The following is a 23,028-nucleotide window of genomic DNA, read 5'->3' on the forward strand; positions in this document are numbered from 1 at the left end:
GTGGGTGACCGGATTTCCGCGCCTAGCTTGAGGGACGGGTCCAGCAGACCCCCCAGTCCTCGTCATCCATTCCGTTGTTTTCCCAGGTGGGAGTACTCCTGTGGCCACCTTCCTCTACAGGCTCGGCCGGTTCGCCTTCAGACGACGGCGCCTTGTGGTGATGCTGTGGATCGCCGTCCTGGCTGTCGTCGGCATCGGCTCCGCGAGCGTGTCCGGCACGACCTCGGACCAGTTCACCATTCCCGGCACCCAGTCCCAGAAGGCGCTGGACCTGCTCGACAAGGAGTTCCCGCAGGCTTCCGCCTCGGGCGCCACCGCCCGAGTCGTCTTCGAGGCCCCCCACGGGCAGAAGCTCACGTCCGGGCCCCACAGGACCGAGGTGGAGGCACTGATCGCCGACCTCGAGAAGGCCCCTCAGGTGGCGAACGTCAGCGACCCCTACACCAGTCGTCTGATCAGCCAGGACGGCACGATCACCTACGCCCAGGTGACCTACCGGGTCGCCCAGGCCGACGTCACCAGCGAGGCGCGGGACGCCCTGCACGCCGTCGCCGACAAGGGGGAGAAAGCGGGCCTGGCGGTCAGTCTGGGCGGCAACGCCGTCAACGAGAAGGAAGGCGCGAAGGCCGCCGAACTGATCGGTCTGGCAGTGGCCGCCGTGGCGCTGGTGATCACGTTCGGCTCCCTGCTCGCCGCCGGCCTGCCGCTGCTGACCGCGCTCCTGGGCGTGATCATCGCGATCCTGTCGATCACCATCGCGACCGCGATATGGGACATGAGCGGCTCGGCGTCGACACTCGCCCTGATGCTGGGCCTGGCCGTCGCCATCGACTACGCCCTGTTCATCGTCTCCCGCTACCGCAGTGAGATCAGGGCGGGCCACGAGCCGGAGGACGCCTGCGGGCGAGCCCTGGGGACCGCAGGATCAGCCGTCGTGTTCGCCGGTCTGACCGTGGTCATCGCGCTGGCCGGCCTCGGCGTCGTCGGCATCCGGCTGCTGACGGACCTCGGCCTCGCGGCGTCGTTCGCGGTCGTCGTGGCCGTGGTCGTCGCCCTGACCCTGCTGCCCGCGGTGCTGGGCTTCGCCGGGACGCGCATCATGAAGAGCAACCTCCAGACCAAACGCATGCGGGCACAGGAGCGCGGCGAGGGCGAACCGATGGGCGTGCGCTGGGTGCAGCACGTCATCCGCCACCCGTGGCGGACCCTGCTGGTCTCGGTCGCGGTCCTCGGCGTGCTGGCCGTCCCGGCGCTGTCCATGCGCCTGGGCATGCCCGACGACAGCACGGCGCCCGCGGGCAGCACCCAGCGGGTCGCCTACGACACGCTGAGCAAGGGATTCGGCCCGGGCTACAACGGCCCGCTGACGGTCGTCGTCGACGCCCGGGACAGCAAGGCCCCCGAGGCCGCCGCCGAGCAGACGATCACCGCGCTGGGCCAGCTGCCCGACGTCGCCTCCGTGAGCCCGGCCGTGTTCAACACCTCGGGCGACGTGGCCCTGATCCGGGCCGTCCCCAAGAGCTCCCCGAACAGCCAGGAGACGGTGGACCTGGTCGGCGAGATCCGCGACACCACCGCCCCGACCGTGCTGAAGGACACGGACGCGGAGGTCGTGATCACCGGTACGACGGCCCTGAACATCGACGTCTCCGACAAGCTCGGCGACGCCCTCGTGCCGTACCTGCTGGTGGTAGTCGGCCTGGCGCTGATCCTGCTCCTGCTCGTCTTCCGCTCCGTCCTGGTTCCCCTCAAGGCGACGCTGGGCTTCCTGCTCAGCGTGGTGGCGACCCTGGGCGTCCTGGTCGCGGTCTTCCAGTGGGGCTGGCTCAAGGACGTCTTCGGCGTCGACACCACCGCCCCCATCGTGAGCGTGATGCCGATCTTCATGATCGGTGTGGTCTTCGGCCTCGCCATGGACTACCAGGTCTTCCTCGTCACCCGAATGCGGGAGGAGTACGTCCACGGTGCCGAGCCCACCGAGGCGGTGGTCGCGGGCTTCCGGCACGGTGCCCGCGTGGTGACCGCCGCGGCGATCATCATGATCTCCGTCTTCGCCGGATTCCTGCTCGCCGACGCCGCACTGATCAAGTCGATCGGCCTGGGGCTCGCGTCGGCCGTCCTCTTCGACGCCTTCGTGGTCCGTATGACGATCGTGCCCGCGGTCATGGCGTTGATGGGCCGCCGGGCCTGGGCACTGCCTCCGTGGCTGGACCGGATCCTGCCCGACGTCGACGTCGAGGGCGAGAAGCTGCGGCAGGTCCTGGACGGGCCGGCCGACGCGACGGGGCCGGGCGGGGACACCAGGCCCGGGAGAGCGAAGGACAGCCTGCTCGCGCCCGCCCGCCGGGGCCAGGACTGACCACCCCACCGCTTACAGTGGCCCGGCGCATGTGATCCCACGGCAGTGGGAGCCCCCTCAGTCGCCGTCCGCCGGCCCTTACTCCCCCCAAGGGTCGGCGGACGGTCAGCCGGTACCTCGGAGACACACGCCGTGACCTCAGCATCGAAGAACTCCCCGGCCGGCCTCGGCACCCTGCTGGACGGCTCGCAGGACCGCGCGGTGGTCCGGGTCCTGACATTGCTGATCGCCCTGGGCCGGGTGGACGAGGCGCACCCCCGGGTCAAGAGGTGGGGGACGCCGGTCCTGTGCGCCGCGCTCGGCCTCCAGCCCCTGGTGGAATACCCCGGCCCGGGACCCGCGCTCCCGGTCTCACTGGGCCTGCTGGCCGGAATCACCGTCCCGCTGCTGTGGCGCCGGAGCCGTCCGGTTCTGGTGTTCACGGTCGTCACGGCGTTCTCCGTGGCGGAGGCCGCCTGCGGCGTGCTGACCAACGCGCACTTCCTCGCCCAGCTGATCATGCTGTACAACCTGGCCCGCTTCGCCACACCCCTCGCTCTGGGCGGGGCCCTGTCGATCGTCGTACCCCAGACGGTGATCACCATCCTCGCCTTCTCCTCCGACGTACAGTTCAAGCGGATCACCACCGCCCTGGCCCTGGCCGTCATGCTGTCGCTGTGCATGCTCGCGATGGCGGGACTGGGACTGGGCGGCCGGCTGGCACGCCGGTACATCGCCGCGCTGCAGGACCAGGCGGTACGGCTGGAGGTGGAACGAGACCAGCGGGCCCGGCTCGCGGAAGCGGCGGAGCGGGCCCGCATCTCCCGGGAGATGCACGACATCCTGGGCCACACTCTCGCCGTCATGGTCGGTCTCGCCGACGGGGCGGCCGGACTGGCCGAGGCCAAGCCCAAGCGGGGTGCCGAGACCCTGCAGATCATCGCCGACAGCGGGCGCGGCGCCCTGTCGGATCTGCGCCGGCTCCTCGGCAGCGTCCGCGAGGACGCCACCACGTCCTGCGACTCCCCGCTGGCACCCCAGCCCGGGCTCACCGACCTCGACGCCCTCCTGGAAAGGGTCCGGGCCGCCGGGCCCACCGTGACCCTGCACACCGAGGGAGAACTCGCCGCCCTTCCCCCAGGCCTCCAGCTCACCGTCTACCGCATCGTCCAGGAAGCACTGACCAACACCCTCAAGCACGCCGCGCACACGACGACGGTCGGCGTGACCGTCGCCGCCACCTCCCGAGCCGTCCAGGTCGCCGTCGAGGACAGCGGCCCTCCCCGTTCCTCGCGCGAGCGCCCTCGCGACGACGGGGAACAAGGGCTCCTCGGTATGCGCGAGCGCGCCCTGCTCTACCAGGGGACCGTGACCGCCGGCCCGAACTCCCGGGGCGGCTGGAGCGTCCGAGCCGAACTACACCTCCTCCCGCCCACCGCCACGACTATGCCTACGGAGAAGAACCCGGCATGACCACTGTCCTCATCGTCGACGACCAGGCCCTGCAACGCCTCGGCTTCAACATGCTCATGGAACAGCACCCCGACCTGACCGTCGTCGGAGAGGCCACGCACGGCGCCGAAGCGGTGCGGATGACGGCCGAACTCCACCCGGACGTCGTCCTGATGGACGTGCGGATGCCCGGCATGGACGGCATCGAGGCGACCCGTCGCATCGTCACCTCCGGCGGCCGCTCCCGCGTGCTGGTCATGACCACCTTCGACCTGGACGAATACGCCTACGACGCGCTGCGCGCCGGAGCCAGCGGTTTCCTCCTCAAGGACGCCCTGCCCGAGGAGCTCATCGCCGGTGTCCGCGCGGTCGCGGCCGGGGACGCCGTCATCTCACCGGGGCTGACCCGCAAACTCATCGACGCCTTCACCACACGCCTGCCCGGGCACACGCCCGAGCAGGCGCGACAGCTGGAAGCCCTCACCGAGCGCGAGATCGAGGTCCTCACCGCGGTCGCCGGCGGATGCAGCAACGCCGAGGTCGCCGAACACCTGCACCTGGCCGAGACGACCGTGAAGTCCCACGTCAGCCGAATCCTGGCCAAGATCGGTGTCCGGGACCGGGTACAGGCGGTCATCTTCGCGTACGACGTGGGGCTCGTACGGCCGGCCTGAGCAGTCGACGCGACGTGGTTCGTGAGGTCAGCAAGGGGCCGTGGTCAGCGGATCCGGGTCTGCGTGAACGGAGAGGAAGAGTGAGTACGCCCATGCGGGAGCCCCGAGGACCAGCTCCAGGAACGGCGCGGAGTCGGCGGCGCGGGCCGGTGCACCGGGTACGTCCGGTGATCAGGAGCACGGGCGCCCCCTTGAACAGGCAGTCATGGCCCGAGCAGCGGCGGACGAACCACCGGCACGACCCGCTCCCCGGCATCGCCCGGCGCGTGGCCGTGGGGAGCGCGCTGATCCTCCTCGTCAGCGGAGTCATCTCCGTGACCGTGTGGTTCTGCGTCGCGTTCCAGACCGTCGTGACGCCTGTCCTGCTCGCGCTGCTCGGCGCGGCCCTCCTCGGTCCGCTCTACCGCAGGCTGACCGCGATGAGGATGAACAAGTCGCTCGCCGCCGGGCTGACCTGTGCCGCCGTCGTCGTGGTCATGGGCGGCGCCGCATACATCGTGGTGACCGCCCTCATCGACACCGGTGACCAGATCATCTCCTCCCTGCGCGACGCCGCCGCGCCGATCGAGGAGCGTTTCGGCCTGGCGGGGACATCCCTGGACGATCTCGCCGTGAACGCGAAGGACCTGCTGTCGAAGTTCGGCGGCACCGCCGTCAACGGCCTCATGAACGGTGTGAGCGTGGTCGTCGAGATGGCCGCGACGGGCACCCTCGCGATCCTGCTCATGTTCTTCTTCCTGCGCGACTCCGACAGGGCCGTCGCCGCACTGCACTCGCTCGCCCCACGCGACTCCGGGCAGAACCTCGAGGTGATGGCACGCCGCGCGTTCCAGGCGATCGAGGGATTCATGCGCGGCACCACGGTCGTCGCCTTCATCGATGCCGTCTGCATCACCGTGGGCCTGCTTGTCCTGGATGTCCCGGGCGCGGTCGGGCTCGGGGCACTGGTGTTCATCGGTGCGTACATCCCGTACCTGGGCGCGCTCCTGTCCGGAGCGGTCGCGGTCCTGGTCGCCTTCGCCGACGGCGGTCTCGGCACCGCGCTGTGGGTCCTGGGTGTCGTCTTCGTGGTGCAGCTCCTGGAGGGCAACGTGCTGCAACCGATGATCCAGAGCCGCACCCTGCAGATGCACCCCGCTGTGATCCTGGTGGCCCTGACGGCCGGGGCGTCGGTCGCCGGAGTCCTCGGCATGCTCCTCGCCGTGCCCATGACCGCCGCGCTGTTCGGGGTGCTCTCGGAGTTGCGGGGCCGGTACGAGGAGACCCCGACTGCCGCCGAGGTGCCCGAGCCCCAGGCCGCAGACGACTCCCGATCGGGCGAGGACGAACCACCGCCGCGCCGGGGGCGTCGGGTTCGGCGACTGGTGCGCGGACCGGCCCCGAGCGTGCCGTCGCGCCTGCCAGGCAGGCTCAAGGGCACGGTGCCCGGAGCCTGACCCGCGCACAGGAGTGGGGGTACCAGCCGTACGGGGCCGGTACCCCCACATCGTCGGTTCCCGTCGGGCGGTGCGCGATCAGTCGGGGTGCACGGCCTGGCGCATGTGCTGGGCCATCAGGCCGTAGACCGCTCTGGCCTTTTCGGCGTCGTTCTGGTCGTAGCCGTGGTCGGCGTCCGACACGTCGAGGTGGTCGTAGAGCGCCCTGACCCCGCGCAGTCGCTCGGCGTAGCGGGTCCCCTCGGCGCGCAGGAGGTCGTGTTCGGGCGTGATGACGAAGGCGGGGGCGATGCCGGTCAGGTCGGCGGTGTCGGAAGGATGGGCGGGGGAGACCAGGGGGTCGCTGCGCAGGGCAGGGTCCGGCACGTAGGAGGTGTCGAAGATGTCCGCCATCCATGGGCGCAGCAGCGGCTTGGCGATGACGGAGCGTTTGTCCCTGGCGTTGGTGACGAGGTCCAGCGGGGGGTAGTGCAGGATCTGGAGCGCGATGGAGGGACCGCCCTTCTCCAGTGCCTGCCGGGCCACTGCCGCCGCGAGGGCCCCTCCGGCGCTCTGACCGCCCACGGTGAGGAGGCTGCCGTCCCAACCGTGTTCGGTGCCCTGTGCAGCCACCCACTCGACCACCTCGTAGGCCTGTTGCGGGGGTGCCGGGAACGGGTGCTGCGGCGCCACCACATAGTCCACGTTCACCACCACCGCACTCGCCTCGGCCGCGAGGAAACGGCACAGCGGATCGTCCAGTTCCACGGGCGGCAGGACGAAGCCGCCACCGTGGAAGTTGACGTGGACCGGCGGCAGCGGCGCGCCGTCGGGACGGTCGGGAACGTACACCACCGCGCGGGCCGGCGCGACAGACGTCGGGATGGTCAACTCCTGGGTGTTCCGGGGGTACTCCGGATAACGCTTGTGCAGGGACGACGCGACGTGCCGGTCCGCCAGCAGGGCATTGAGACGTTGCATCACTTTGGCGGCGGGGGAGGCCAGCGCCGGCCGGGCCAGGAGGGACATGACAGCTCCGTTCGGTGGGAGGGTGCGCCGGGCTCACCGCTTCGAGGGGCGGTCGTCTGCGTGACGGCCTGCTCCGGCGGACCCGCCCGTGCTGCCTGTGGCGTGCGTCCAGGCTAGTGATCCAGTACGGGACGAGCAGGGCACCGGAGAAGCGAAAACGACGGTCCCGACCGGTACTTGAGGAGGAGTGGCTCCGTCCGAAAGGACAGGGAGGAGCCACGGCGATCGGAGTGGGTCCCTTCGGAGGAAGGCGGCTCCTACCGGGGGAGGAGCCGTGGTGCCGGTTTTGGGTTCTCCGGTGCCGCGCGTTGTCGCGGCACCGCCCTTAACGTGACATACGGGCCGTACGACGGCCCCTCCGCACCTCTTTCCGCGACGAGATCGGATCGCGGGCGTGAGCCGCCTGTCAGCCGCCGTCCGCTGTCCTACCCCCTCAGGGGGGCGGCGGACGGTCCGCATGCCCCCGGAGACGCATCCAGTGACCACCACCTCCTCGAGGGTTCGACCGGGGGAACCCATCAGCCTTCTGGGCGGCCCGGAACATCGCACGGTAGTGCGGCTGCTGGCCTGGCTGATATCGGTACAGCGAGCCGGCCAGGAGCATCCCCGGGTCAGGCAATGGGCGGCGCCACTGCTGTGCGCGGCGCTGGGTGTCCCGGGTCTCCTGGACAGCGCCGCCGGGGCCGAACCGGGTTTCCCGGTCGCGCTCTTGGTGATGATCGGGTTCACCGTCCCGCTGCTCGCGCGGGAGCGTCATCCCTTCCTGGTCTTCGCCGTCATCACCGCCTTCTCCATGGCGGAGGCCGTGTCCGGGGTCCTCACCTACGCTCATTTCCTCGCGCAACTGATCATGCTGTACAACCTCGCCCGGTTCGCGCCGCCGGTTCAACTGGCTGTCGCCGTCGCGATCACCGTCCCCCAGACCATCGTGACCATCATGACGTTCGCGCCGGACAGGCAGATGCAACGGATCGACAGCCCCCTGGCGGTGACCACCGACCTGGTGCTCTGCATCCTCGCGGTGGCCGGTCTGGGGCTGGCCGGCCGCGTGGCGCGCTCGTACATCGCCGCCCTGGAGGACCAGGCGGTGCGTCTGGAAGTGGAGCGTGACCAGCGAGCCCGCCTCGCCGAGGCCAGGGAGCGGGCACGCATCTCCCGGGAGATGCATGACATCCTCGGGCACACCCTGGCCGTCGTGGTCGGTCTCGCCGACGGTGCGGCGGGGCTGGCCGAGACCAAGCCGAAGCAGACCGCGGACACACTGCGGATCATCGCCGACAGCGGGCGCGGGGCCCTGGCCGACCTGCGCCGGCTCCTCACCAAGATTCGCGAGGAACGACCTCAGGAAACGCCGTTTCGTCCTCAGCCGGGCATCGGTGACCTCGACGCTCTGCTGAAACGGGCTCGTGCCGCCGGTCCCGACGTCTGCCTTCATCAGGCCGGTGACCTCACCGGCCTGCCCGCAGGACTGCAACTCGCCCTGTACCGCATCGTCCAGGAATCTCTGACCAACACCCTCAAGCACGCCGCCGCCGACACCACGGTCCGCGTCTCCTTGATCGCGGAGCAGGACGCCGTACACGTCACCGTCGAGGACACCGGTCCGCCCGCCACGGAACGGGATCATTCCCGGGAAGGCGGCGGGCAGGGCCTTCTCGGCATGCGCGAACGCGCCGCGCTGTACCAAGGGACGGTCACCGCCGGTCCCAACTCGCAAGGCGGTTGGAGCGTTCGAGCCGTTCTGCTTCCGACCCCCCTGACGAACGCGGCCTCGGACGCACCCCCGGCGTGACCTCTTGGCGGCGTGAACGCCTGACGGTGGCGGGGCCACATCGGCCAGGGCTTGCGGCCTCATCGCCGTACTGGAGCCGGCACGTTCTGCTGTCCTCCGCGCCCGTGTCCAGCCTCAGCGGCCGAACTGTTCGCCGCAGCGCGGATCACGGCGCTTGCGCCGACGGTCCGACCGTCGCTCCTCTTGTATGTAGTGTGCGGAAATGACAAGAGGCGAGCGGCTCGCGGAACAGTTGGACTGGTACTGGCGCAAGAACCTGCGGCCGCGGCTGGACGGTCTGGCCGACGAGGAGTATTTCTGGGAGCCGGTGCGCGGCTGCTGGAGCATCCGCCCGCGTGGCACGTCCGCCGCACCGATGACGGAAGGCTCGGGGGCATGGACGATGGACTCCGCGTCCCCCGGGACGGTGCCGGAGCCGGCACCGGTGACCACGATTGCCTGGCGGCTGGCGCACATTATCGTCTCGTGCCTGGGCTATCGGGTCGGATGGTACTTCGGCGGCCAGGACGTCGACTCCGAGACCTTCGCCTACGCGGGGACCGCTGACGAGGCGCTGAGACAACTCGACGAGATGTACGGGAGATGGAACGCGGGGGTCCGCGAACTCTCGGACGCCGACCTGGACAATCCGCCCACGGTGGGTCCCGAGCGGTTTCCCATGGAGAACAGGGTCCTGCACGTCAACAGGGAGTTGATCCATCACGGCGCCGAGATTTCCCTGCTGCGCGACCTCTACCGCTGGCAGGACGAGGCAGTACCGCGCCGAACGCTCCGGTGACCGGCTGTTCCGGCTCTTCGTCCTATGTCGTCTCCGCCCTCGGAATTCTCCTCGTGAACGTGAACGTGAACGTGGACGCGCCTCGCGATCGTCCGCCCCCGCCGGTCGCAGAGGTCCGGGTTTGCTGAGGATCAACACCAGCCATGAGGTCATCATGAACGGTCTCAGCGCTGACCATTCGCCCCTTGTTCGATCGTGCTCCGCGTCGGCCCGGCGGCTTTCCCGACCAGTGGATGGGGTGTTGAGGTCAGGCGGGGACGCCGAGCGGCGGGTGGTCGAGCACGCGAGGCTTGTACTCGACCAGCTGGATGCGGCCGTCGAAGGTGCGGTGGTCGATCATCTCGAGGGCAACGTCCGGATAACCGTCGTAGATGCGTTCCTCGCCCGTGGCCCCGGTGATCACCGGGAACATCACGACCCGGAAGCGGTCGACGAGTCCGGCTCGGAGCAGGGACCGGCACAGGCTGAGGCTGCCGATCGTGCTGAGGAGACCCGAGCCGCTCGACTTCATGGCGCGGACCGCCTCGACGGCGTCGTCGCGCACGAGTGTGGAGTTGGCCCACGTGAGTGGTTCCTCGAGTGAGGAGGAGAACACCACCTTGGACGCTTGCGTGAGCTCGTCGACGGACGCCTCTTCTTCGGGCCTGAAGTCGTCTTGGCCCATCGGAACCTCGCCTGCGGCGAAGCCCGACATCAGGCGGTAGGTCTTCGCTCCCATCAGGTAGGTAACGGCGGGCTGCTCACCGAGCCATGCGAGGTACTCCGGGCCTTCGAGGCCCCAGAACCCGGGCCATCCCTCTCCCGATGCGTAGCCGTCGAGGGTGGTGATGAAGTCGACGAGAAGCTCCGACATGGTGGTGTCCTTTCTCAGGTGTCACGAATGTGGACCGGACGGGAGCCGCAAACTCATCGGCCGCGCTCTGGAGCGACGTAAGCGCTGGCAAAGACCCAGCTCAGTCCCACCCGGCCCGGTGGCAGCCGACGTGCAGGGGCCGCTCCCGGCCCGTGGTGCCGCGCCAACTCAAAAGCCATGCTGCGGAGGAACGTCCGACCGCACCAGACGGACTCGCGCGGCTGGTGGACCAGACATCAACTGGTCCACCGGTGTTGTTGATCAGAAGGAAGAACTCCGCGTCCTCCTCGCCCCGACAGACGAAGATCCCCTCCACCTCAGAACGGCGGCTGCCCGCGATGCCCCGAGCGGCACCCATCCGGGTCCAATCCAGTCCGTGCCGGGCGATGGACTGCAGGTGCGTCGTCCGAGCCTCGACACAGGTTGAGGGCGAACCTCCTGGCTATGCTGTCGGTGCATGGACGCGATCTTCGAGCTTCCGCCTCGATCCCCGCTGGCTGAGGCCTTTTCCGAGGAGTGGAGTCTGCTCCCGCTGCGCGTTCCCATGGGCTGGAACGTCGTCTACAACACGCTGCTGGCCCGGCGCCTGCCGGATGGCAGAGTCGAGGTCAACGACTCCGAAGACCTGTTCTGGGTACGTACCGTGCGACCGCCGTGGCTGACTGAGCAGGATGCGGTGCGGAAAGGTGGCCTGCAGGCTCGGGAGATCAATATCGACGCCGGCTGGTACTACGGCTGCGGCTTCCGCGTTGTCGTCCTCGACCCTGACTGGGACCATGAGGGAGCCTCCTACACCACTACCGATCTCGAAGACTTCGTCGCCACCCTGGAGGGATGGATGCGAATGATCACCGAGCGCGGGGAACTCCCCAAGCCATGAGGTTGGCTGCTTCACTGAGCCCATTTCTTGAACTGGCCGCCAACACCTCGATGCCGTCCACTGGATCGCAGGGATACATGCGTGCGGACGTCACGCAGGCCTGTGGTGCGGTGAGGTACACGTGCGCTGCGTCCACGGTTTCGATGCATCCAAGCCGTGGTCAGGCGGCGCCAGCAATTCCGCCTCGTGAAGATGGCCGGCGGACGTCGCGATGGCGTGCAACTCCCAGCCCATGCCTCACTCGCGGGACCCTCTGCATGATGAAGCTCTGCGTACTTGGCTACTGTGGTGGTACGGGTGGTCTTGGGGCCTGTTTATGATCACCCTCATGCACATTAATGAGTGGTGGGGACTTGTCGAGAGGGCTCGGGCTGCGGTCGGTGACCGCGCCGACGATCGCGAACTGGCAGATGATCCACTGCCTGAGGCGCTGGTCCGCTTCCTTGCCGGACTGGAGCCGGCCGAGATCGTTGACTTTTACGTCAAGTACGTCGAGGTGGAGGATTCGGCCTATCAATATTCCTTGTGCATGGCCGCTTATTTGATTGAGGGCAGCTACTCGAATGACGGCTTCAGGGACTTCCGTGGCGGGCTGATTCTCCTCGGGCGAGACACGTTCAGCCGTGCGGTGGAAAATCCCGACTTTCTTGCCGACTTGCCTACGGTTACCCGCATGAGCCGCGAGGAAGGGGGCTGGATCGGCTACGAGAGTGTGAGTTATTTGATCTCGGATGCATACCAAAGGATTCAAGGGGAGACCGACTCACTCGATACAGCAGTCGAGACTGCGCTACGCGGCATGGCACGTCCGGACAAGCCGCGGGGTGAGGAATGGAACTGGGACCCCGAAGATGAAGAGCAGATGAGGCGCCGCCTCCCACGGCTCGCAGCACTCTTCCTTGACTGAGATCAGGTAGCAAGGTCCATGCAAGGTGCAGAATGAACATCATGCAGTTGGGCTGAATTCGTACGGCCTGAGATTTGCTGGCCACGGCTGACGTCTGATCGCCGATGCCGAAGAAGATGCCGGACAGCGGCTTGCGCTCCGGCAGGGGGTCTTGCAGCGCCGAGGTGGCGCTTTCGCCCGAGGTTCCGTTTCTCGGGGTGGCGCCCTCGACATCGCCGGTGGCGCCGCCCGCCGCGTCTACCCCGGCCTCCGCACTGCGGCACTCACGAGTCCTGGCAGGGCACTGTCGCGGACATCGGGCATCTGCGGCAGACCGCGCTGTTCGCCGCCGCAGTCGGCCGTCGGGAATGACTCGCCGTACGGCCTTGTTGTGACCACTGCATGACATGACCGAGTCAAAGTGCTCGGTGGTGGTGGAAGGAGTCCTCATGGCACGCAGCACCACGCGGCCCGTCGTCACGCTCAGGTCGACGGCCGGCACCGGCTTCACCTACGTGACCCGCAAGAACCGTCTGGCCGATCCCGACCGGCTGGTCGTGCGCAAGTACGACCCGGTGGCCGGCCAGCACGTTCTGTTCCGCGAGACACGATGACACCCGCCTCAGTCCTCGACCGAGGTTCCGCGAAGGAGGCACCACCCATGAGGTCCAGCATTCACCCCGTCTCCCGCCCCGTAGTCTTCCGCGACCGTGCGGCGGGGTTCCAACTGCTCACCCGCTCCACCCTCGACGCCCAGGACACGGTGGTCTGGGAGGACGGCAGCACGTATCCGGTGGTCGACGTGGACGTCTCGTCGGCGAGTCACCCGTTCTACACCGGCACCTCCCGCATCGTGGACACCGCGGGCCGAGTGGAGCGCTTCGAGCGGCGCTACGGCCGTACCGCTCCCGTCCGTCCCTGACGGCCCGAGCCGTCCGATCCCCGCAAGGCCCGACAAGGAGGCCGCAATGAAGGTGCGCAATTCCCTGCGCTCGCTGAAGGCCAAGCCCGGAGCGCAGGTGGTGCGCAGACGGGGCGTGACCTTCGTGATCAACAAGAAGGACCCTCGCTTCAAGGCTCGCCAGGGCTGACGCCGCCCAACAGCTCCCAGCCAGGGCTGACGCCGCCCAACAGCTCCTCACCGGCCCGGCACCGCACCCGCGGTGTCGGGCCGCTGCCGGATGTGCATGCTCAAGGCTTGTCCGCGACGGCGGCGGTGAAGCGCGTGGCGAGCGCTGCCACCGCGGCGCGCAGTTCCGGCCCGCCCTCGACACGGAAGGCGAACGGGAGCCGAGCCAGCCATTCCTGTGCGTACATCGCCGGGTTCCTGGTGCTGCCGACGAGAGGACCGCGCGGATGCGGTCGATGCGGTAGGTGCGGATCGCGTCCGCGTGGTGGGAGTGGCACAGGAGGTACCAGCGGCCGTAGCGGACGACGACCGCCCAGGGATCCACCTCGGCGTCCCACTCGTTGCCGGCCTCGCTGCGGTACGTGACCCGCACCCGGCGCCGCTCCGCGCTCGCCGTGACGAGCGTGCTCGTGAGCGCGGGGTCCGGACGGCAGGCGTGCCGGTCGGGCGACGCCGAAGCGTGCTCGCGCAGGGCGGCCGCCTGCCGGCCGACGCTCTCGGGCAGTGCCCGGATGACCTTGCCCAGGGCGGTGGCGACGAGGTCGTCGGCATCAAGGTCCGCGGCCGCCGGCTGACCGTCGAGCACCGCCATGACCAGGCCCAGCGCCTCGGGTTGCGTGAAAAGCACAGGCGGGAGCCGGGTCCCGCGTCCCAGCCGGTACCCGCCGTGCGGGCCGCGGGTCGAGTGCACGGGGATGCCCGCCTCGCGCAGGATCCCGACGTAACGGCGTGCGGCCCGCTCCGTGACCCCGAGGGAGGCGGCCAGTTCGTCGGCCGTCACTCCCGCGGTACGCGACTGGAGGATCTCCAGGGCCCGCAGGGCCCGCGCGGTCGGGCTGAGCTCGGTCGGCACCCCTGCAGATTAGGCGGTGCCGAGATATACCGGAAGTGGATTGTCCGGAACCGGTCGTAGCGTGAGAGCACCGACCTCACGCGCACCACGGTTTCCACAGGAAAGAGAACTGATCCATGGACATCCTGCTCATCGCCGGCCTGTGGCTCGACGGATCCGCCTGGGACGACGTCGTGCCCACGCTCGAACAGCTCGGCCACCGTCCGGTGGCGCTCACCCTGCCCGGTCAGGGGGATGGCGCCGAGTACGCGACCCTGCAGGATCAGGTGGCAGCGGTGCTCGCGGCCGTGGACGCGGCGCCGGACAGGCCCATGGTGGTCGGGCACTCCGCTGCCTGCACCCTGGCCTGGCTTGCCGCCGACGCACGGCCGGAGCGGGTGGCCAAGGTAGCCCTCGTGGGAGGGTTCCCGTCGGGCGAGGGGCAGCCGTACGCCGACTTCTTCGCGACGAGGGACGGTGTGATGCCCTTTCCCGGCTGGGGCCCGTTCGAAGGGCCGGACTGCGCCGACCTCGACGAAGAGACACGCAGCCGCATTGCCTCTACGGCGATCCCCGTGCCCGAACAGGTGGCTCAGGGCAGGGTGCGGCTGACGGACGAAAGCAGGTTCGACGTCCCGGTGCTGCTGGTGTGCCCCGAGTTCACCCCCGCCCAGGCGCAGGACTGGATCGACGCCGGTGACGTGCCCGAGTTGACCCGTGCCAAGCACCTGGACTTCGCCGACATCGACTCGGGCCACTGGCCGATGTTCACCGAGCCGGTCGAACTCGCCCGTCTCCTGGCCGCGGCTGCCGACGCCTGAGCCCGCCCGGGCCCGCATCCTCAACGGCACGTCACGTCCCCAAGGGCAGGCCCCGCTTGCCTGCTGCGGGCACCGTCAGGCCAGCTCCTCCGACAGGACGTCGGTGGCCCGGCCCCGTGCGTTCGTGGCGGTGATCGAGACGGCGTCGAAGGCGGCATGCCGGGCCACCTCGAGCGGGATACGACGACCGTCGACGAGCGTGACCAGGTCGGGATCGTCAGCGTCCGCGAAGGACTGCCGTTCGTCCGCCAGGTCGATGTTGTAACCGACCCAGACCACCAGCTCGAAGGTGTCCTCGCCATCGGCATCGACGTACACCTGGTCGGCACGGCGAGTGCGCACCCTGTCCTCGTCCCAGTTCTCGCAGAACATCGCGTCATAGCCGTGCACCGCGCCGTCGAACAGCAGAACGCGCTGCTCCGACTCGGCGACCGCGTACACCAGCGCGGGCAGGTCGTCGCCGACGATCAGTCCGTCGAACAGCTCCCCGTGGTAGCGCAGTTGCCATCGAGTCCGGCCGTCCTCGGAGCGCAGCCGTGCCGCCCACCCGACCTCCAGCAGCCCTGCCCAGAAATTCTCGGTCACGTTGCCGGGACGGTCGGCCGGCTCGGTCAGACCGGCCAGGTGAGGCGGCCCGGGGCGCGTTGTCGTCCCGGGCAGGGGCATGCCATTCGTCATGTGCTCGATTATCGGGTGCGCGATCCGTGCAGGCCGACGGTCACAGGGCGAACGTTGCCTGATGTGATGCGGCCCCGGCTCCCCTCATCAGGCCCCTGGAGCCGTTCACCTAGGCTGGCGCGGTGACTGATGAGCCGGAGTGGGTGCAGCCGTCGGGGGTGTGGGCCACAGCGGTGGGGGTGGCCCGAGTGCGGGCGCTGGAGAGCGAGCGGGAGAACGCCCTGTTCCGCGACCCCTTGGCACGGGCCTTCGCCGCCGCCGGCGGCCTGTGGCCCTCCTCGCCGCCGCTGCCCGATCACGAGGCCGCGCGGCGCCGCCGACTGGCCGTGGCGTTCTCCATCGTCATCAGGACGAAGTTCCTCGACGACTTGTTGACGCAGGCCTCCGCGTCCGGGATCCGGCAGGTCGTGCTGCTCGGCGCCGGCATGGACAGTCGGGCCTTCCGGATGGACTGGCCCGAGGGCACCCGGCTGTTCGAGGTCGACACCGCCGCCCCACTGGACTTCAAGGCTTCGGTGCTGCGACAGGAGCAGGCCGTCGCACGCTGCGAGCGCATCACCGTCGCGGTGGATCTGCGGGACGACTGGCCGGGCGCACTGGCCGCCGCAGGGCACGATCCGGCCGCGCCGACCGTATGGATCGCCGAAGGGCTGCTGATCTATCTGCCGGAGGACGCGGTGGAACTTTTGCTGGCCCGGATCAGCGCGCAGTCGGCGGCGGGCAGTCGGATGGGGCTGACGTTGGGTTCGCGCGGCGTGATCGAGCGCTTCGCCGCGGACGCCGTACCGGGATCGGCGGCGTCCATGTGGGTCTCGGAGATGCCCGACGACCCGGTGGGCTGGCTGGCCAGACACGGCTGGGAGGCCGACTGCCATACCCTGCGCGAACGCGCCGCCGCCTACGGCCGCCCGATCAGCACCCCGCCACAGCGCGAGGAGCGGCCCGGCGGACTGATCTCGGCGGTCCGCCGGTAGGTCGTCCGGATCGAAAGAACGCGTCGTCTCTCACCGAACCTGGGATCGGTAGGAGTCCCGGCGGCGAGAGCCTCGCCGCATGGACCTGCAGAAGATCCTCGGGCTGTGGTGGACGGTGCCCACTGGGCTGGCGGTGGTGGGTTACGCGTGTTCGCTGGCCGGGCTGACGCGGCCGCAGCGCGCGGTGTGGGTGACGGCTCGGGTCGTGGAGGTGCATCCGCCGGGACACGGTGAGTCGGGGAATCACGGGATACCGGTGACGATCGCGTATCAGGACCCCGGCACCGGACGGGATTTCAGGCTGCGGCACGAGAACAAGCGGGGCGACCGGGTGCTGGTGGCCTGGGTGGGGCAGGAGTTCCCGGTCCGCTTTCCGCGGCGGCGGCCGGAGCGGTTCTCTCTCATGCTGGACAGCGAGGGGCGGACTTCCGGGGTCGGCGGGCCCAACTGCATGGTGATCCTGCTGGTGTTGGGGCTGGTCGTCCAGTCGTTCTTCGCGTGGGGGTGGCCGTGGGGGCTGATCTGTGTCGGGGGCCTGCTGCTTGCCGTCGTCGCACTGAGCCGGGACGGAGAGTACGTCCGCGCCCGCGCCGCTCAACTGGCGGAGGGCGTAACCGTCCAGGGGCGAGTGATCGCCGTCACCAGCGACGTCCACTCCGACGGCGAAGGCGGCGAGAGCGTCAGCCATGCCGCCGTCGTCACCTTCACCACCCACGAGGGCGTCGAGGTCACCGCCCTGTGCACGCAGGGCATCCCGGACGTCGCGAAGTCCGTCGGCCGTGCCATCCCTCTCCGGTACGCGCCCGCCGACCCGTCCCTCCTCACCGCCGACCCCGACCACGAACGCCGTGAGCGCTTGTGGAACATCCGGTTCACCGCCACGCTGCTGGTCGCCGGGATCGTCGCGATCGGAGTGGGCGGTTACTGCCTCCACCACCCATGGCCCTTCACCTGACGATGCAGGTCAGGGCCGCCCAGAGGAGCGGTGAGTGCTCGATCAGGCCGTCGGCGCGCCACTGATCGAGTTGCTGTCGCTGCCAGCCACCGAGGTGCCGGACCGGATCGAGAGCCTCGTGAGCCGCGTCCACGGCGACGACGGCCTGCGTGAGGGGGCGTACGGAATCCGGCAGGCCCGCCAGGCGGTGGAAGGCGAAGCTGGTGGGGAGCACCCAGCGGGTGGCGGTGACCAGGTCGGCACCGTTGTGGATCATCGCTGTGGCCAGGCCGAAGGACTCGGCGAAGCGGAGGTCGCCGCCGCTCTCGCAGGCGATCAGCGCGACGCGCGGTGGTGCGGGCCAGAGGTGCGCGCCCGGCACGCCGTCCGCGTCCAGCGGCAGCGTGCCCAGGAGAAGGTCCTTGGCGGACAACGGGCGGTGGGTGCGCACCGGTTCGGTCATTCCCCTGGTCTGCGGGCCGCAGCACAGGTGGAGGGTGACGTCCTCGCTCTGCCCGCCCTCGACGGGGGCGCCGCTGACGTGACCGACGTACATCAGGCGCTTGGCACCCTTGCGGAGCGCCTTGCCCAGCCAGTCGCGGTCGAGGTCGGTGCGACGAAAGGCCTCGGCGGGGACGGCGACGGGCGGTACGACGGTGCCCTCGTCGAGCCTGCGCTGTACGAGGGACAGCAGCGCCGGGTCCGAGCCGGGCTGCCCCAGGACCGAGCCGAGCGGGGAGTCGGCGCGGAAGCCGGGGACGCGGGGGTCCAGGACGAGCACCACGGCGTTTGAGTCCGGGTCCCGGTCCTGATCGGTCGGGGTGGTGCCCGGCCGTCGTAGCGATGCCGGTGCCGTGGTGGCGATGTCCACCACGTCGAGCAGCCGCACGTCGCTGTCGTCACCGTCGACGGCGAGGAGCTCCCACGGGACCTGGGCGACCCGCGGTGACGGCTGGAGCCGCATGAGGGGACGGCCCAGGTGGGCGGACACCTGGCGGATCTGGTCGGTCAGGCCCTGCGGCCACAGCACTTCGGCCAGCATGCGGGAGAGCCGGCGCTCGCCCTCGTACGTGGCCAGCGCGCCCGACTCGAACGCCCTCCGCATGCCTTCCGAGCCGGCGCCCGGCAGGTGTGCCGCCAGCGCGCGCACGGCCTCGTCCACGTCCGGCCCCGGGGCGTACCCGGTGCCGAAGCCCTGGGCTCCACGGGTCCACGTCCAGGTCATGTGCAGGTCGCCGGCGTCGGCGAGGCGGACCTGGACCACCGGACGGTTCGGATCGGTCAGAGCGTCGGCGGACAGAACGGCACCTCATCCTCGCTCACGATCCGCCGGTGATAGCGGAACTCGGCTGCCTGCACGTACTCCTGGAGGGCGGTACGGCCGCCCGCCTCCGCCGACATCACGATCCTCGGAGGCGGCGCGACCCGCAGACCTACGGAGGCGGCGGCCTCGCCCGCGATGCCGCCCAGCGCCAGGGGAGCGTCGTCATCGGGGGCGTACGTCTTCATGGCGGCGTCCGGGAAGACTGCCGCCGACCGGTCGGTGGTGGACGTACGGCTCAGCGACAGCGAGGCGCCCGCGCACCGGTGTTCCACCAGTTCGAAGATCAGCCCCTGGTCGTTGCTGCGGAGGGCCAGGCGGAAGACCAACTGCATGGCCTCGTCGGCCAGTTGCAGCCACTGGTTGCGGGCGTGAGCGGTGGCGAAGTCGTAGCGGGCCGCTTCCAGCGTCAGGGCGGCGGGCAGGGCGAGAGAGAGCGCGTTGGCGATCGAGGTGCCTTCGTGGACGCCGTGGTCGGTCCGGTTGAGGTTGTCCTCGAGGGTTCGCGCGAGCATCAGGTCCACCTGGGCGCACCGCTCGAACACCCCGCGCTCCTGGTACACGTCCCGCGCGGCCTGTGCGAGGCGCTTCATCTCGTCGATGTCGCCCCTCTCGTACGCGTGCCGGGCGCCCATCAGCATGGTGTCGGCGGCGGCGATCGCGGCACCGACCTGCTGGAAGCGGGCGAGGCTGGACGCCGTGAGAGCGGCAGCGCCGGCCGCGTCCCCGCGGTGGGCGGCGATGGCGGCACGGGCCTGTTCGCAGACCGCCAAGTCCTCGCTCCGGCCGTGCCGTTCGAAGATCTCGGCGGCCTCCGCGTACAACTCCTCGGCACGGTCGAGGTGGCCGGACCGCAGCGCCGCGTAGGCCCGGTGCGAGAGCACCTGTTGGCGCACCGCGTGGTGACCGAGCGTCAGACAGGCCTCCTCCGCGCGGGCGAAGTAGTCCTCCGCCTGCTCGAACCGCACGGTCGAGGCGCAGATGACCCCCAGGCAGTCCAGCAGATACGGCTCGGCGAGCGGCGCGTCCGCCAGCAGGGCTGAGGCCAGTTCCTCGGCGGCACCCCAGGCACTGCGGTCCATCAGCAGATGCACCCGGCTCAGGCCGATCTCGGCGGCACGAAGTCCCTCGGGATCGCCGAACTCCGGCAAGAGCGTCATCGCCTCGTCGAGTGTCTCCCGCGCTTCGTCCAACTGCCCGCTTCTCCGCAGGAGTTCGACTCTGGCGAGCAGGGTCTTCAGGAGAACCTCCAGCCAGAGTTGGCGGCCGTTCGGCCCCATCGGTACGGAGGCGATACCGCGCACGAGGTCGAGGGACCGGCCGATGGACAGGGCGGCACCGGGCAGATCCGTGGCCGCGAGCTGAACCGACCCGATGTCGGACAACAGGTGCCCGCGCAGGAGTTGCACGTCGGCGGAATCCTCGAACGACTCGGCCAGGGTGAGGAGTTCGCCGTAGACGGTCAACGCTGCCGGGAGATCCGGGGTGAGTTGATGGCGTTCAGCGAGGGCGAAGCCGCTGTCGAAGGGCTCGCCGTAGCTGAGACCCGGCGTCTGCTCCTCCTGCGGCGCTGCGTCTTCCCGTTCGCCTGGCTCTTCCGGTTCTTCCGGCATGGCTCAGAAGTCCTCCTCGATGGCAGCGGCAGCCACGATCTCGGCGAGGAACGGGGCCGGTTGTGAAGCCGTCCTGTCGTGCGGTGTCGCCGCGACGCTGAGCCGGTGCCGGGCCAGCGCACGCACCGCCTCACGTGCCGCACGGTCGTCCGCCCCCGGTCCGGGATCGAACCCCGGGAGCAGGATGCCGACTTCGATCCTCGGAGTCGTCGAAGGGGAGAGGTCCAGATCCGCACCGCCGATCCACATGTCGTCCTGCCTGGCCAGGGGGACGCGGCTCGGCGGACCCCCGTCCACGTGGACCTCCGCCGCGAGATGTACGCCGGCCGCGGGGGCCGCGATGTCGGCGACGACCTCGATCTCGATCCGTCGCCCGTCGCCCGTCGCGTAGGCGGTCCAAGACACGGCGTTCTCCGACGCGTCGACGAAGCCGGGAGGAAAGCGGCACCAGTCGTTGGTCCCCGAACTGCGGGCGATCACACGGTCGGTCGCGGTGCGGAGACCACCTGCGGCGAGGGCGAACGCCCGCTGCCGTACGAAGAGTTCGGACACGCCGAAAGGCGTGGCCGTCGGCGTGGGGTGGTCCTGTTCCAGGACCGAGCGAAGCCGCCTCAGTGCCTCCCCGTCGAGCCCGGCGTTGTCGGCCGCGTCGTCGATCAGCCGAAGCACGTGGTCCAGCTGGCGCGGGGGGTCCAGCGATCGCCGCCAACGGATCAGCGGGTCGAGGGCGTCCAGGTGCTCCTCCAGCAGCTCGATTCCCTCCGACTCGCCTGACTCGTCGAGCAGTTGCTGGCATTCGTGGGTCAGGGCGGCCAACTCCAGCCCCAGCCGGCCCGGTTCGAGCGAGGGAATCCCGTCCAGATGCGAAGCCGGCCACCAGCGGGCCGCCCAGTGCCCGAGGGCGAGACGGGCGGCATTCTCGGCGAGCGCGGTCGGCCGCTCGGGCGGGGTCAGCTCGGCAGCCGGGGTACCCGGCGCCAGGGCATCGACAGCGGCCGCAGTGCGTTCGCCGTAGACCGCCCACAACCACTGCTGGGCCTGCCCCACATCGTGAATCTCCGCTGTCGGCAGGCCTGTTGGGCCGAGAACGGGCCAGGTCAGGACCGCACCCGCGACGTCGAGAACGGCCTGGGTGAAGGGGGGACCGGCGGAGGGGCCCGTGATGCGTACGGTGCCGTCCTCGGCTCGTATGACGGTACGGCGCCGCTCGGACATCACGCGCTCCTCGGTGCGGCGGCGGGCTCAGCGGTCGCCGACAGGGTACGCAGGGCCGTACGGACGCGTGCGCGGTGGTCCATCATCACCGAGCGGGCGACTCCGTCGAGCACGCCCCATGCCGATGCGGCGTCGGGCAGTGGCGCGTCGCGGACGTCGCGCCCGTGCAGCCGTACCCAAAGACGCCGCATGTAGGCGGCCCAGGGAGTGCGCAGGTCCTGGGCGAGGGCGGCCAGCACACCGCCTTCCGGGTCCGGGGCGGGGGAGACGGTCATCCTGCGGGCTCGGAGGACCGAAGCCTCCCGTTGCCAGCGGCTGTTGACGATGCGGTGTGCCGCGGTCGACCCCGCCACGGAGGTCCCGGAACCCAGCGGATCGAGGCCCACCGCGAGCCGGCCGCCGAGCACGACGGCGACGCGCAGGCTCTCGTCGTGCAGACCCAGCGGGGCACAGCTGCGGTCGACCTCCCGCCGGACGAGCTCCGGCACGGTCGGCAGTTGCTCGCGGTGGGCCGACGCCTGGAGCACGGTGAAGAGCCGTTCGAAGAGCGTGCGGTCGAACGGCGCGGGGAGCGTGGCGGTCGAGGCGCTCCGGCCGACCTCGGGGCGTGGGGGCACGCGGTGCGCGGTCAGGCCGAGGTGCGGGGGGACGTCGGCGCGGTCCCAGACATCGGTCGGGTGTTCCGTCCACAGGGCTTGGCCGAGTCGGCTGCCGTGCCTGGCCCGGACCATCGCCGCGAAGGCCGGCGAATCCGTCCCCGCCGTACCGCAGGTCTCCAGAACGTCGGCCGCCAGGCCCGTGTCGGGGGCGCACGGAACCTGTTCGCGTCGGTCCCAGGCCGCTGTCAGTTCGGCGTCGAGCCGGGCGCGCCGGGCGGCATCTGACAGATGCTTTCGCAGTGCCTCCACGGTCCGTCCGCCAGAGGCGTCCGAGACCTCTTCGAGTACCGCCCGCGCCAGAGCGTCCGCACCCGGCCCCGGCGCTCCGTGCTCGGTCGCCAGCTCGAAGCACCGCTGGAAATACAGGTCCTGAGGGTTGCCCGCCACGATCCCCAGGGCCCGGCGGGTCTTCTTCAGCAGCGTGAACCACCGTGCGGTGGCCTCCAGCGCCGCACCGGACTCTCGTATCAGGGCGTCGAGTTGCTCCGCCTCCCGCGCGGAGAGGAAGTCGGCGGCAAGCTCCGGACGCAGCGCGGGCCGGACGATCAGCGGCAGCACGATCAGCTTGACCGTCCGGGTCAGCGGTGCGCCACCGGGCCCGCTCAGTGCCCGGGTCCCCGGCCCGAGGCCACGCCAAGCCCCGTCGATGACCATGGCACGCGGACGGCGCTCGCCGGTCGACGGCTGGCTCGGGGACGGCATGGGCAGAGCGTACGTCCTGGGCGAATGGCGGTCGAACCTGGGATCGGTAGGCG

The 23,028-nt window shown here is 70.0% G+C and carries 21 protein-coding genes and 1 pseudogene; 14 read left to right on the plus strand and 8 right to left on the minus strand.

Annotated elements, in window-relative coordinates:
* Positions 1-100 precede the first annotated feature (100 nt).
* The 4 genes from AC2XR2_RS42295 to AC2XR2_RS42310 all read left to right on the plus strand — a co-directional run bounded on the left by AC2XR2_RS42295 (position 101) and on the right by AC2XR2_RS42310 (position 5,900).
* Positions 101-2,359: an MMPL family transporter gene (locus AC2XR2_RS42295; protein ID WP_491518069.1), complete on the plus strand. Its 2,259-nt coding sequence runs from the start codon at positions 101-103 to the stop codon at positions 2,357-2,359.
* Positions 2,360-2,491: 132 nt separating this feature from the next.
* The gene (locus AC2XR2_RS42300) at positions 2,492-3,811 is read left to right on the plus strand and encodes a sensor histidine kinase (protein ID WP_491518070.1); all 1,320 of its coding nucleotides are present in this window, start codon (positions 2,492-2,494) and stop codon (positions 3,809-3,811) included.
* A complete protein-coding gene (locus AC2XR2_RS42305; protein ID WP_381308670.1) occupies positions 3,808-4,464 on the plus strand; it encodes a response regulator in 657 nt (218 codons plus the stop codon). Before AC2XR2_RS42300 ends, AC2XR2_RS42305 begins: the two co-directional genes overlap by 4 nt.
* Positions 4,465-4,736: 272 nt before the next feature.
* Entirely contained in the window at positions 4,737-5,900 is a 1,164-nt protein-coding gene (locus AC2XR2_RS42310) for an AI-2E family transporter (RefSeq protein ID WP_491518596.1), read from the plus strand.
* Between the two features lie 78 nt (positions 5,901-5,978).
* Here the strand turns inward: AC2XR2_RS42310 and AC2XR2_RS42315 are convergent, their stop codons facing one another.
* On the minus strand, positions 5,979-6,908 hold the full coding sequence (locus AC2XR2_RS42315) for an alpha/beta hydrolase fold domain-containing protein (RefSeq protein WP_491518071.1): 930 nt from the start codon (positions 6,906-6,908) through the stop codon (positions 5,979-5,981).
* 553 nt (positions 6,909-7,461) lie between these two features.
* Between AC2XR2_RS42315 and AC2XR2_RS42320 the strand changes: the two genes are divergently transcribed.
* Both AC2XR2_RS42320 and AC2XR2_RS42325 read left to right on the plus strand, forming a co-directional pair.
* Positions 7,462-8,700, plus strand: coding sequence for a sensor histidine kinase (locus AC2XR2_RS42320; protein ID WP_491518072.1), 1,239 nt, complete (start codon positions 7,462-7,464; stop codon positions 8,698-8,700).
* Positions 8,701-8,902: 202 nt separating this feature from the next.
* Complete coding sequence (locus AC2XR2_RS42325) at positions 8,903-9,478, plus strand: DinB family protein (protein WP_491518073.1); 576 nt, start codon at positions 8,903-8,905, stop codon at positions 9,476-9,478.
* 247 nt (positions 9,479-9,725) lie between these two features.
* Here the strand turns inward: AC2XR2_RS42325 and AC2XR2_RS42330 are convergent, their stop codons facing one another.
* Entirely contained in the window at positions 9,726-10,331 is a 606-nt protein-coding gene (locus tag AC2XR2_RS42330; RefSeq protein WP_491518074.1) for a dihydrofolate reductase family protein, read from the minus strand.
* 457 nt (positions 10,332-10,788) lie between these two features.
* On the opposite strand from AC2XR2_RS42330, the gene AC2XR2_RS42335 reads away from it, so the two are divergent.
* From AC2XR2_RS42335 to ykgO, 5 genes are all read left to right on the plus strand, one after another.
* The gene (locus AC2XR2_RS42335) at positions 10,789-11,211 is read left to right on the plus strand and encodes a hypothetical protein (RefSeq protein WP_491518075.1); all 423 of its coding nucleotides are present in this window, start codon (positions 10,789-10,791) and stop codon (positions 11,209-11,211) included.
* A 328-nt stretch (positions 11,212-11,539) separates the two neighbouring features.
* Positions 11,540-12,118 carry a DUF4240 domain-containing protein gene (locus AC2XR2_RS42340; RefSeq protein ID WP_491518076.1) on the plus strand — a complete coding sequence of 193 codons (579 nt, stop codon included), beginning with the start codon at positions 11,540-11,542 and terminating at the stop codon, positions 12,116-12,118.
* A 428-nt stretch (positions 12,119-12,546) separates the two neighbouring features.
* Complete coding sequence (rpmG, locus tag AC2XR2_RS42345; protein WP_381308500.1) at positions 12,547-12,711, plus strand: 50S ribosomal protein L33; 165 nt, start codon at positions 12,547-12,549, stop codon at positions 12,709-12,711.
* Positions 12,712-12,758: 47 nt separating this feature from the next.
* Positions 12,759-13,019, plus strand: a complete 261-nt coding sequence (locus tag AC2XR2_RS42350) for a type B 50S ribosomal protein L31 (protein ID WP_391192252.1) — start codon at positions 12,759-12,761, stop codon at positions 13,017-13,019.
* Between the two features lie 46 nt (positions 13,020-13,065).
* Positions 13,066-13,188 (plus strand): type B 50S ribosomal protein L36, encoded by a 123-nt coding sequence (ykgO, locus tag AC2XR2_RS42355; RefSeq protein ID WP_014669332.1) that lies wholly within the window; start codon positions 13,066-13,068, stop codon positions 13,186-13,188.
* Between the two features lie 100 nt (positions 13,189-13,288).
* On the opposite strand, the pseudogene AC2XR2_RS42360 reads toward ykgO, so the two are convergent.
* Positions 13,289-14,079, minus strand: a pseudogene (locus AC2XR2_RS42360) (helix-turn-helix transcriptional regulator).
* 116 nt (positions 14,080-14,195) lie between these two features.
* On the opposite strand from AC2XR2_RS42360, the gene AC2XR2_RS42365 reads away from it, so the two are divergent.
* Positions 14,196-14,879 (plus strand): alpha/beta fold hydrolase, encoded by a 684-nt coding sequence (locus AC2XR2_RS42365; RefSeq protein ID WP_491518077.1) that lies wholly within the window; start codon positions 14,196-14,198, stop codon positions 14,877-14,879.
* Positions 14,880-14,954: 75 nt separating this feature from the next.
* Here AC2XR2_RS42365 and AC2XR2_RS42370 read toward each other — a convergent pair whose 3' ends face one another.
* Positions 14,955-15,557: a hypothetical protein gene (locus AC2XR2_RS42370; RefSeq protein WP_491518078.1), complete on the minus strand. Its 603-nt coding sequence runs from the start codon at positions 15,555-15,557 to the stop codon at positions 14,955-14,957.
* A 158-nt stretch (positions 15,558-15,715) separates the two neighbouring features.
* On the opposite strand from AC2XR2_RS42370, the gene AC2XR2_RS42375 reads away from it, so the two are divergent.
* Positions 15,716-16,531, plus strand: coding sequence for a class I SAM-dependent methyltransferase (locus AC2XR2_RS42375; protein WP_491518597.1), 816 nt, complete (start codon positions 15,716-15,718; stop codon positions 16,529-16,531).
* A 79-nt stretch (positions 16,532-16,610) separates the two neighbouring features.
* Positions 16,611-17,486: a DUF3592 domain-containing protein gene (locus AC2XR2_RS42380; RefSeq protein ID WP_491518079.1), complete on the plus strand. Its 876-nt coding sequence runs from the start codon at positions 16,611-16,613 to the stop codon at positions 17,484-17,486.
* Here AC2XR2_RS42380 and AC2XR2_RS42385 read toward each other — a convergent pair.
* From AC2XR2_RS42385 to AC2XR2_RS42400, 4 genes are read right to left on the minus strand one after another with little or no spacing between them, the layout of a single operon-like run.
* On the minus strand, positions 17,479-18,729 hold the full coding sequence (locus AC2XR2_RS42385; RefSeq protein WP_449350590.1) for a CHAT domain-containing protein: 1,251 nt from the start codon (positions 18,727-18,729) through the stop codon (positions 17,479-17,481). The genes AC2XR2_RS42380 and AC2XR2_RS42385 overlap by 8 nt on opposite strands.
* Positions 18,730-18,746: 17 nt before the next feature.
* Positions 18,747-20,399, minus strand: a complete 1,653-nt coding sequence (locus AC2XR2_RS42390) for a hypothetical protein (protein ID WP_491518080.1) — start codon at positions 20,397-20,399, stop codon at positions 18,747-18,749.
* Positions 20,400-20,402: 3 nt separating this feature from the next.
* Entirely contained in the window at positions 20,403-21,614 is a 1,212-nt protein-coding gene (locus AC2XR2_RS42395; RefSeq protein WP_491518081.1) for a hypothetical protein, read from the minus strand.
* Positions 21,614-22,975 (minus strand): hypothetical protein, encoded by a 1,362-nt coding sequence (locus AC2XR2_RS42400; RefSeq protein WP_491518082.1) that lies wholly within the window; start codon positions 22,973-22,975, stop codon positions 21,614-21,616. Before AC2XR2_RS42400 ends, AC2XR2_RS42395 begins: the two co-directional genes overlap by 1 nt.
* Positions 22,976-23,028: the final 53 nt, after the last annotated feature.

This window comes from Streptomyces sp. LS-MS-L19 (genome assembly GCF_058382285.1).

Excerpts from the sequence above, each read along its gene's own strand:
- AC2XR2_RS42340 (WP_491518076.1), top strand. The coding sequence starts at position 11,540 with ATGCACATTAATGAGTGGTGGGGACTTGTCGAGAGGGCTCGGGCTGCG.
- AC2XR2_RS42325 (WP_491518073.1), top strand. The coding sequence starts at position 8,903 with ATGACAAGAGGCGAGCGGCTCGCGGAACAGTTGGACTGGTACTGGCGC.
- AC2XR2_RS42365 (WP_491518077.1), top strand. The coding sequence starts at position 14,196 with ATGGACATCCTGCTCATCGCCGGCCTGTGGCTCGACGGATCCGCCTGG.
- AC2XR2_RS42335 (WP_491518075.1), top strand. The coding sequence starts at position 10,789 with ATGGACGCGATCTTCGAGCTTCCGCCTCGATCCCCGCTGGCTGAGGCC.
- rpmG (WP_381308500.1), top strand. The coding sequence starts at position 12,547 with ATGGCACGCAGCACCACGCGGCCCGTCGTCACGCTCAGGTCGACGGCC.
- AC2XR2_RS42315 (WP_491518071.1), bottom strand. The coding sequence starts at position 6,908 with ATGTCCCTCCTGGCCCGGCCGGCGCTGGCCTCCCCCGCCGCCAAAGTG.
- AC2XR2_RS42305 (WP_381308670.1), top strand. The coding sequence starts at position 3,808 with ATGACCACTGTCCTCATCGTCGACGACCAGGCCCTGCAACGCCTCGGC.
- AC2XR2_RS42400 (WP_491518082.1), bottom strand. The coding sequence starts at position 22,975 with ATGCCGTCCCCGAGCCAGCCGTCGACCGGCGAGCGCCGTCCGCGTGCC.
- AC2XR2_RS42380 (WP_491518079.1), top strand. The coding sequence starts at position 16,611 with ATGGACCTGCAGAAGATCCTCGGGCTGTGGTGGACGGTGCCCACTGGG.
- AC2XR2_RS42390 (WP_491518080.1), bottom strand. The coding sequence starts at position 20,399 with ATGCCGGAAGAACCGGAAGAGCCAGGCGAACGGGAAGACGCAGCGCCG.
- AC2XR2_RS42395 (WP_491518081.1), bottom strand. The coding sequence starts at position 21,614 with ATGTCCGAGCGGCGCCGTACCGTCATACGAGCCGAGGACGGCACCGTA.
- AC2XR2_RS42370 (WP_491518078.1), bottom strand. The coding sequence starts at position 15,557 with ATGACGAATGGCATGCCCCTGCCCGGGACGACAACGCGCCCCGGGCCG.
- ykgO (WP_014669332.1), top strand. The coding sequence starts at position 13,066 with ATGAAGGTGCGCAATTCCCTGCGCTCGCTGAAGGCCAAGCCCGGAGCG.
- AC2XR2_RS42350 (WP_391192252.1), top strand. The coding sequence starts at position 12,759 with ATGAGGTCCAGCATTCACCCCGTCTCCCGCCCCGTAGTCTTCCGCGAC.
- AC2XR2_RS42330 (WP_491518074.1), bottom strand. The coding sequence starts at position 10,331 with ATGTCGGAGCTTCTCGTCGACTTCATCACCACCCTCGACGGCTACGCA.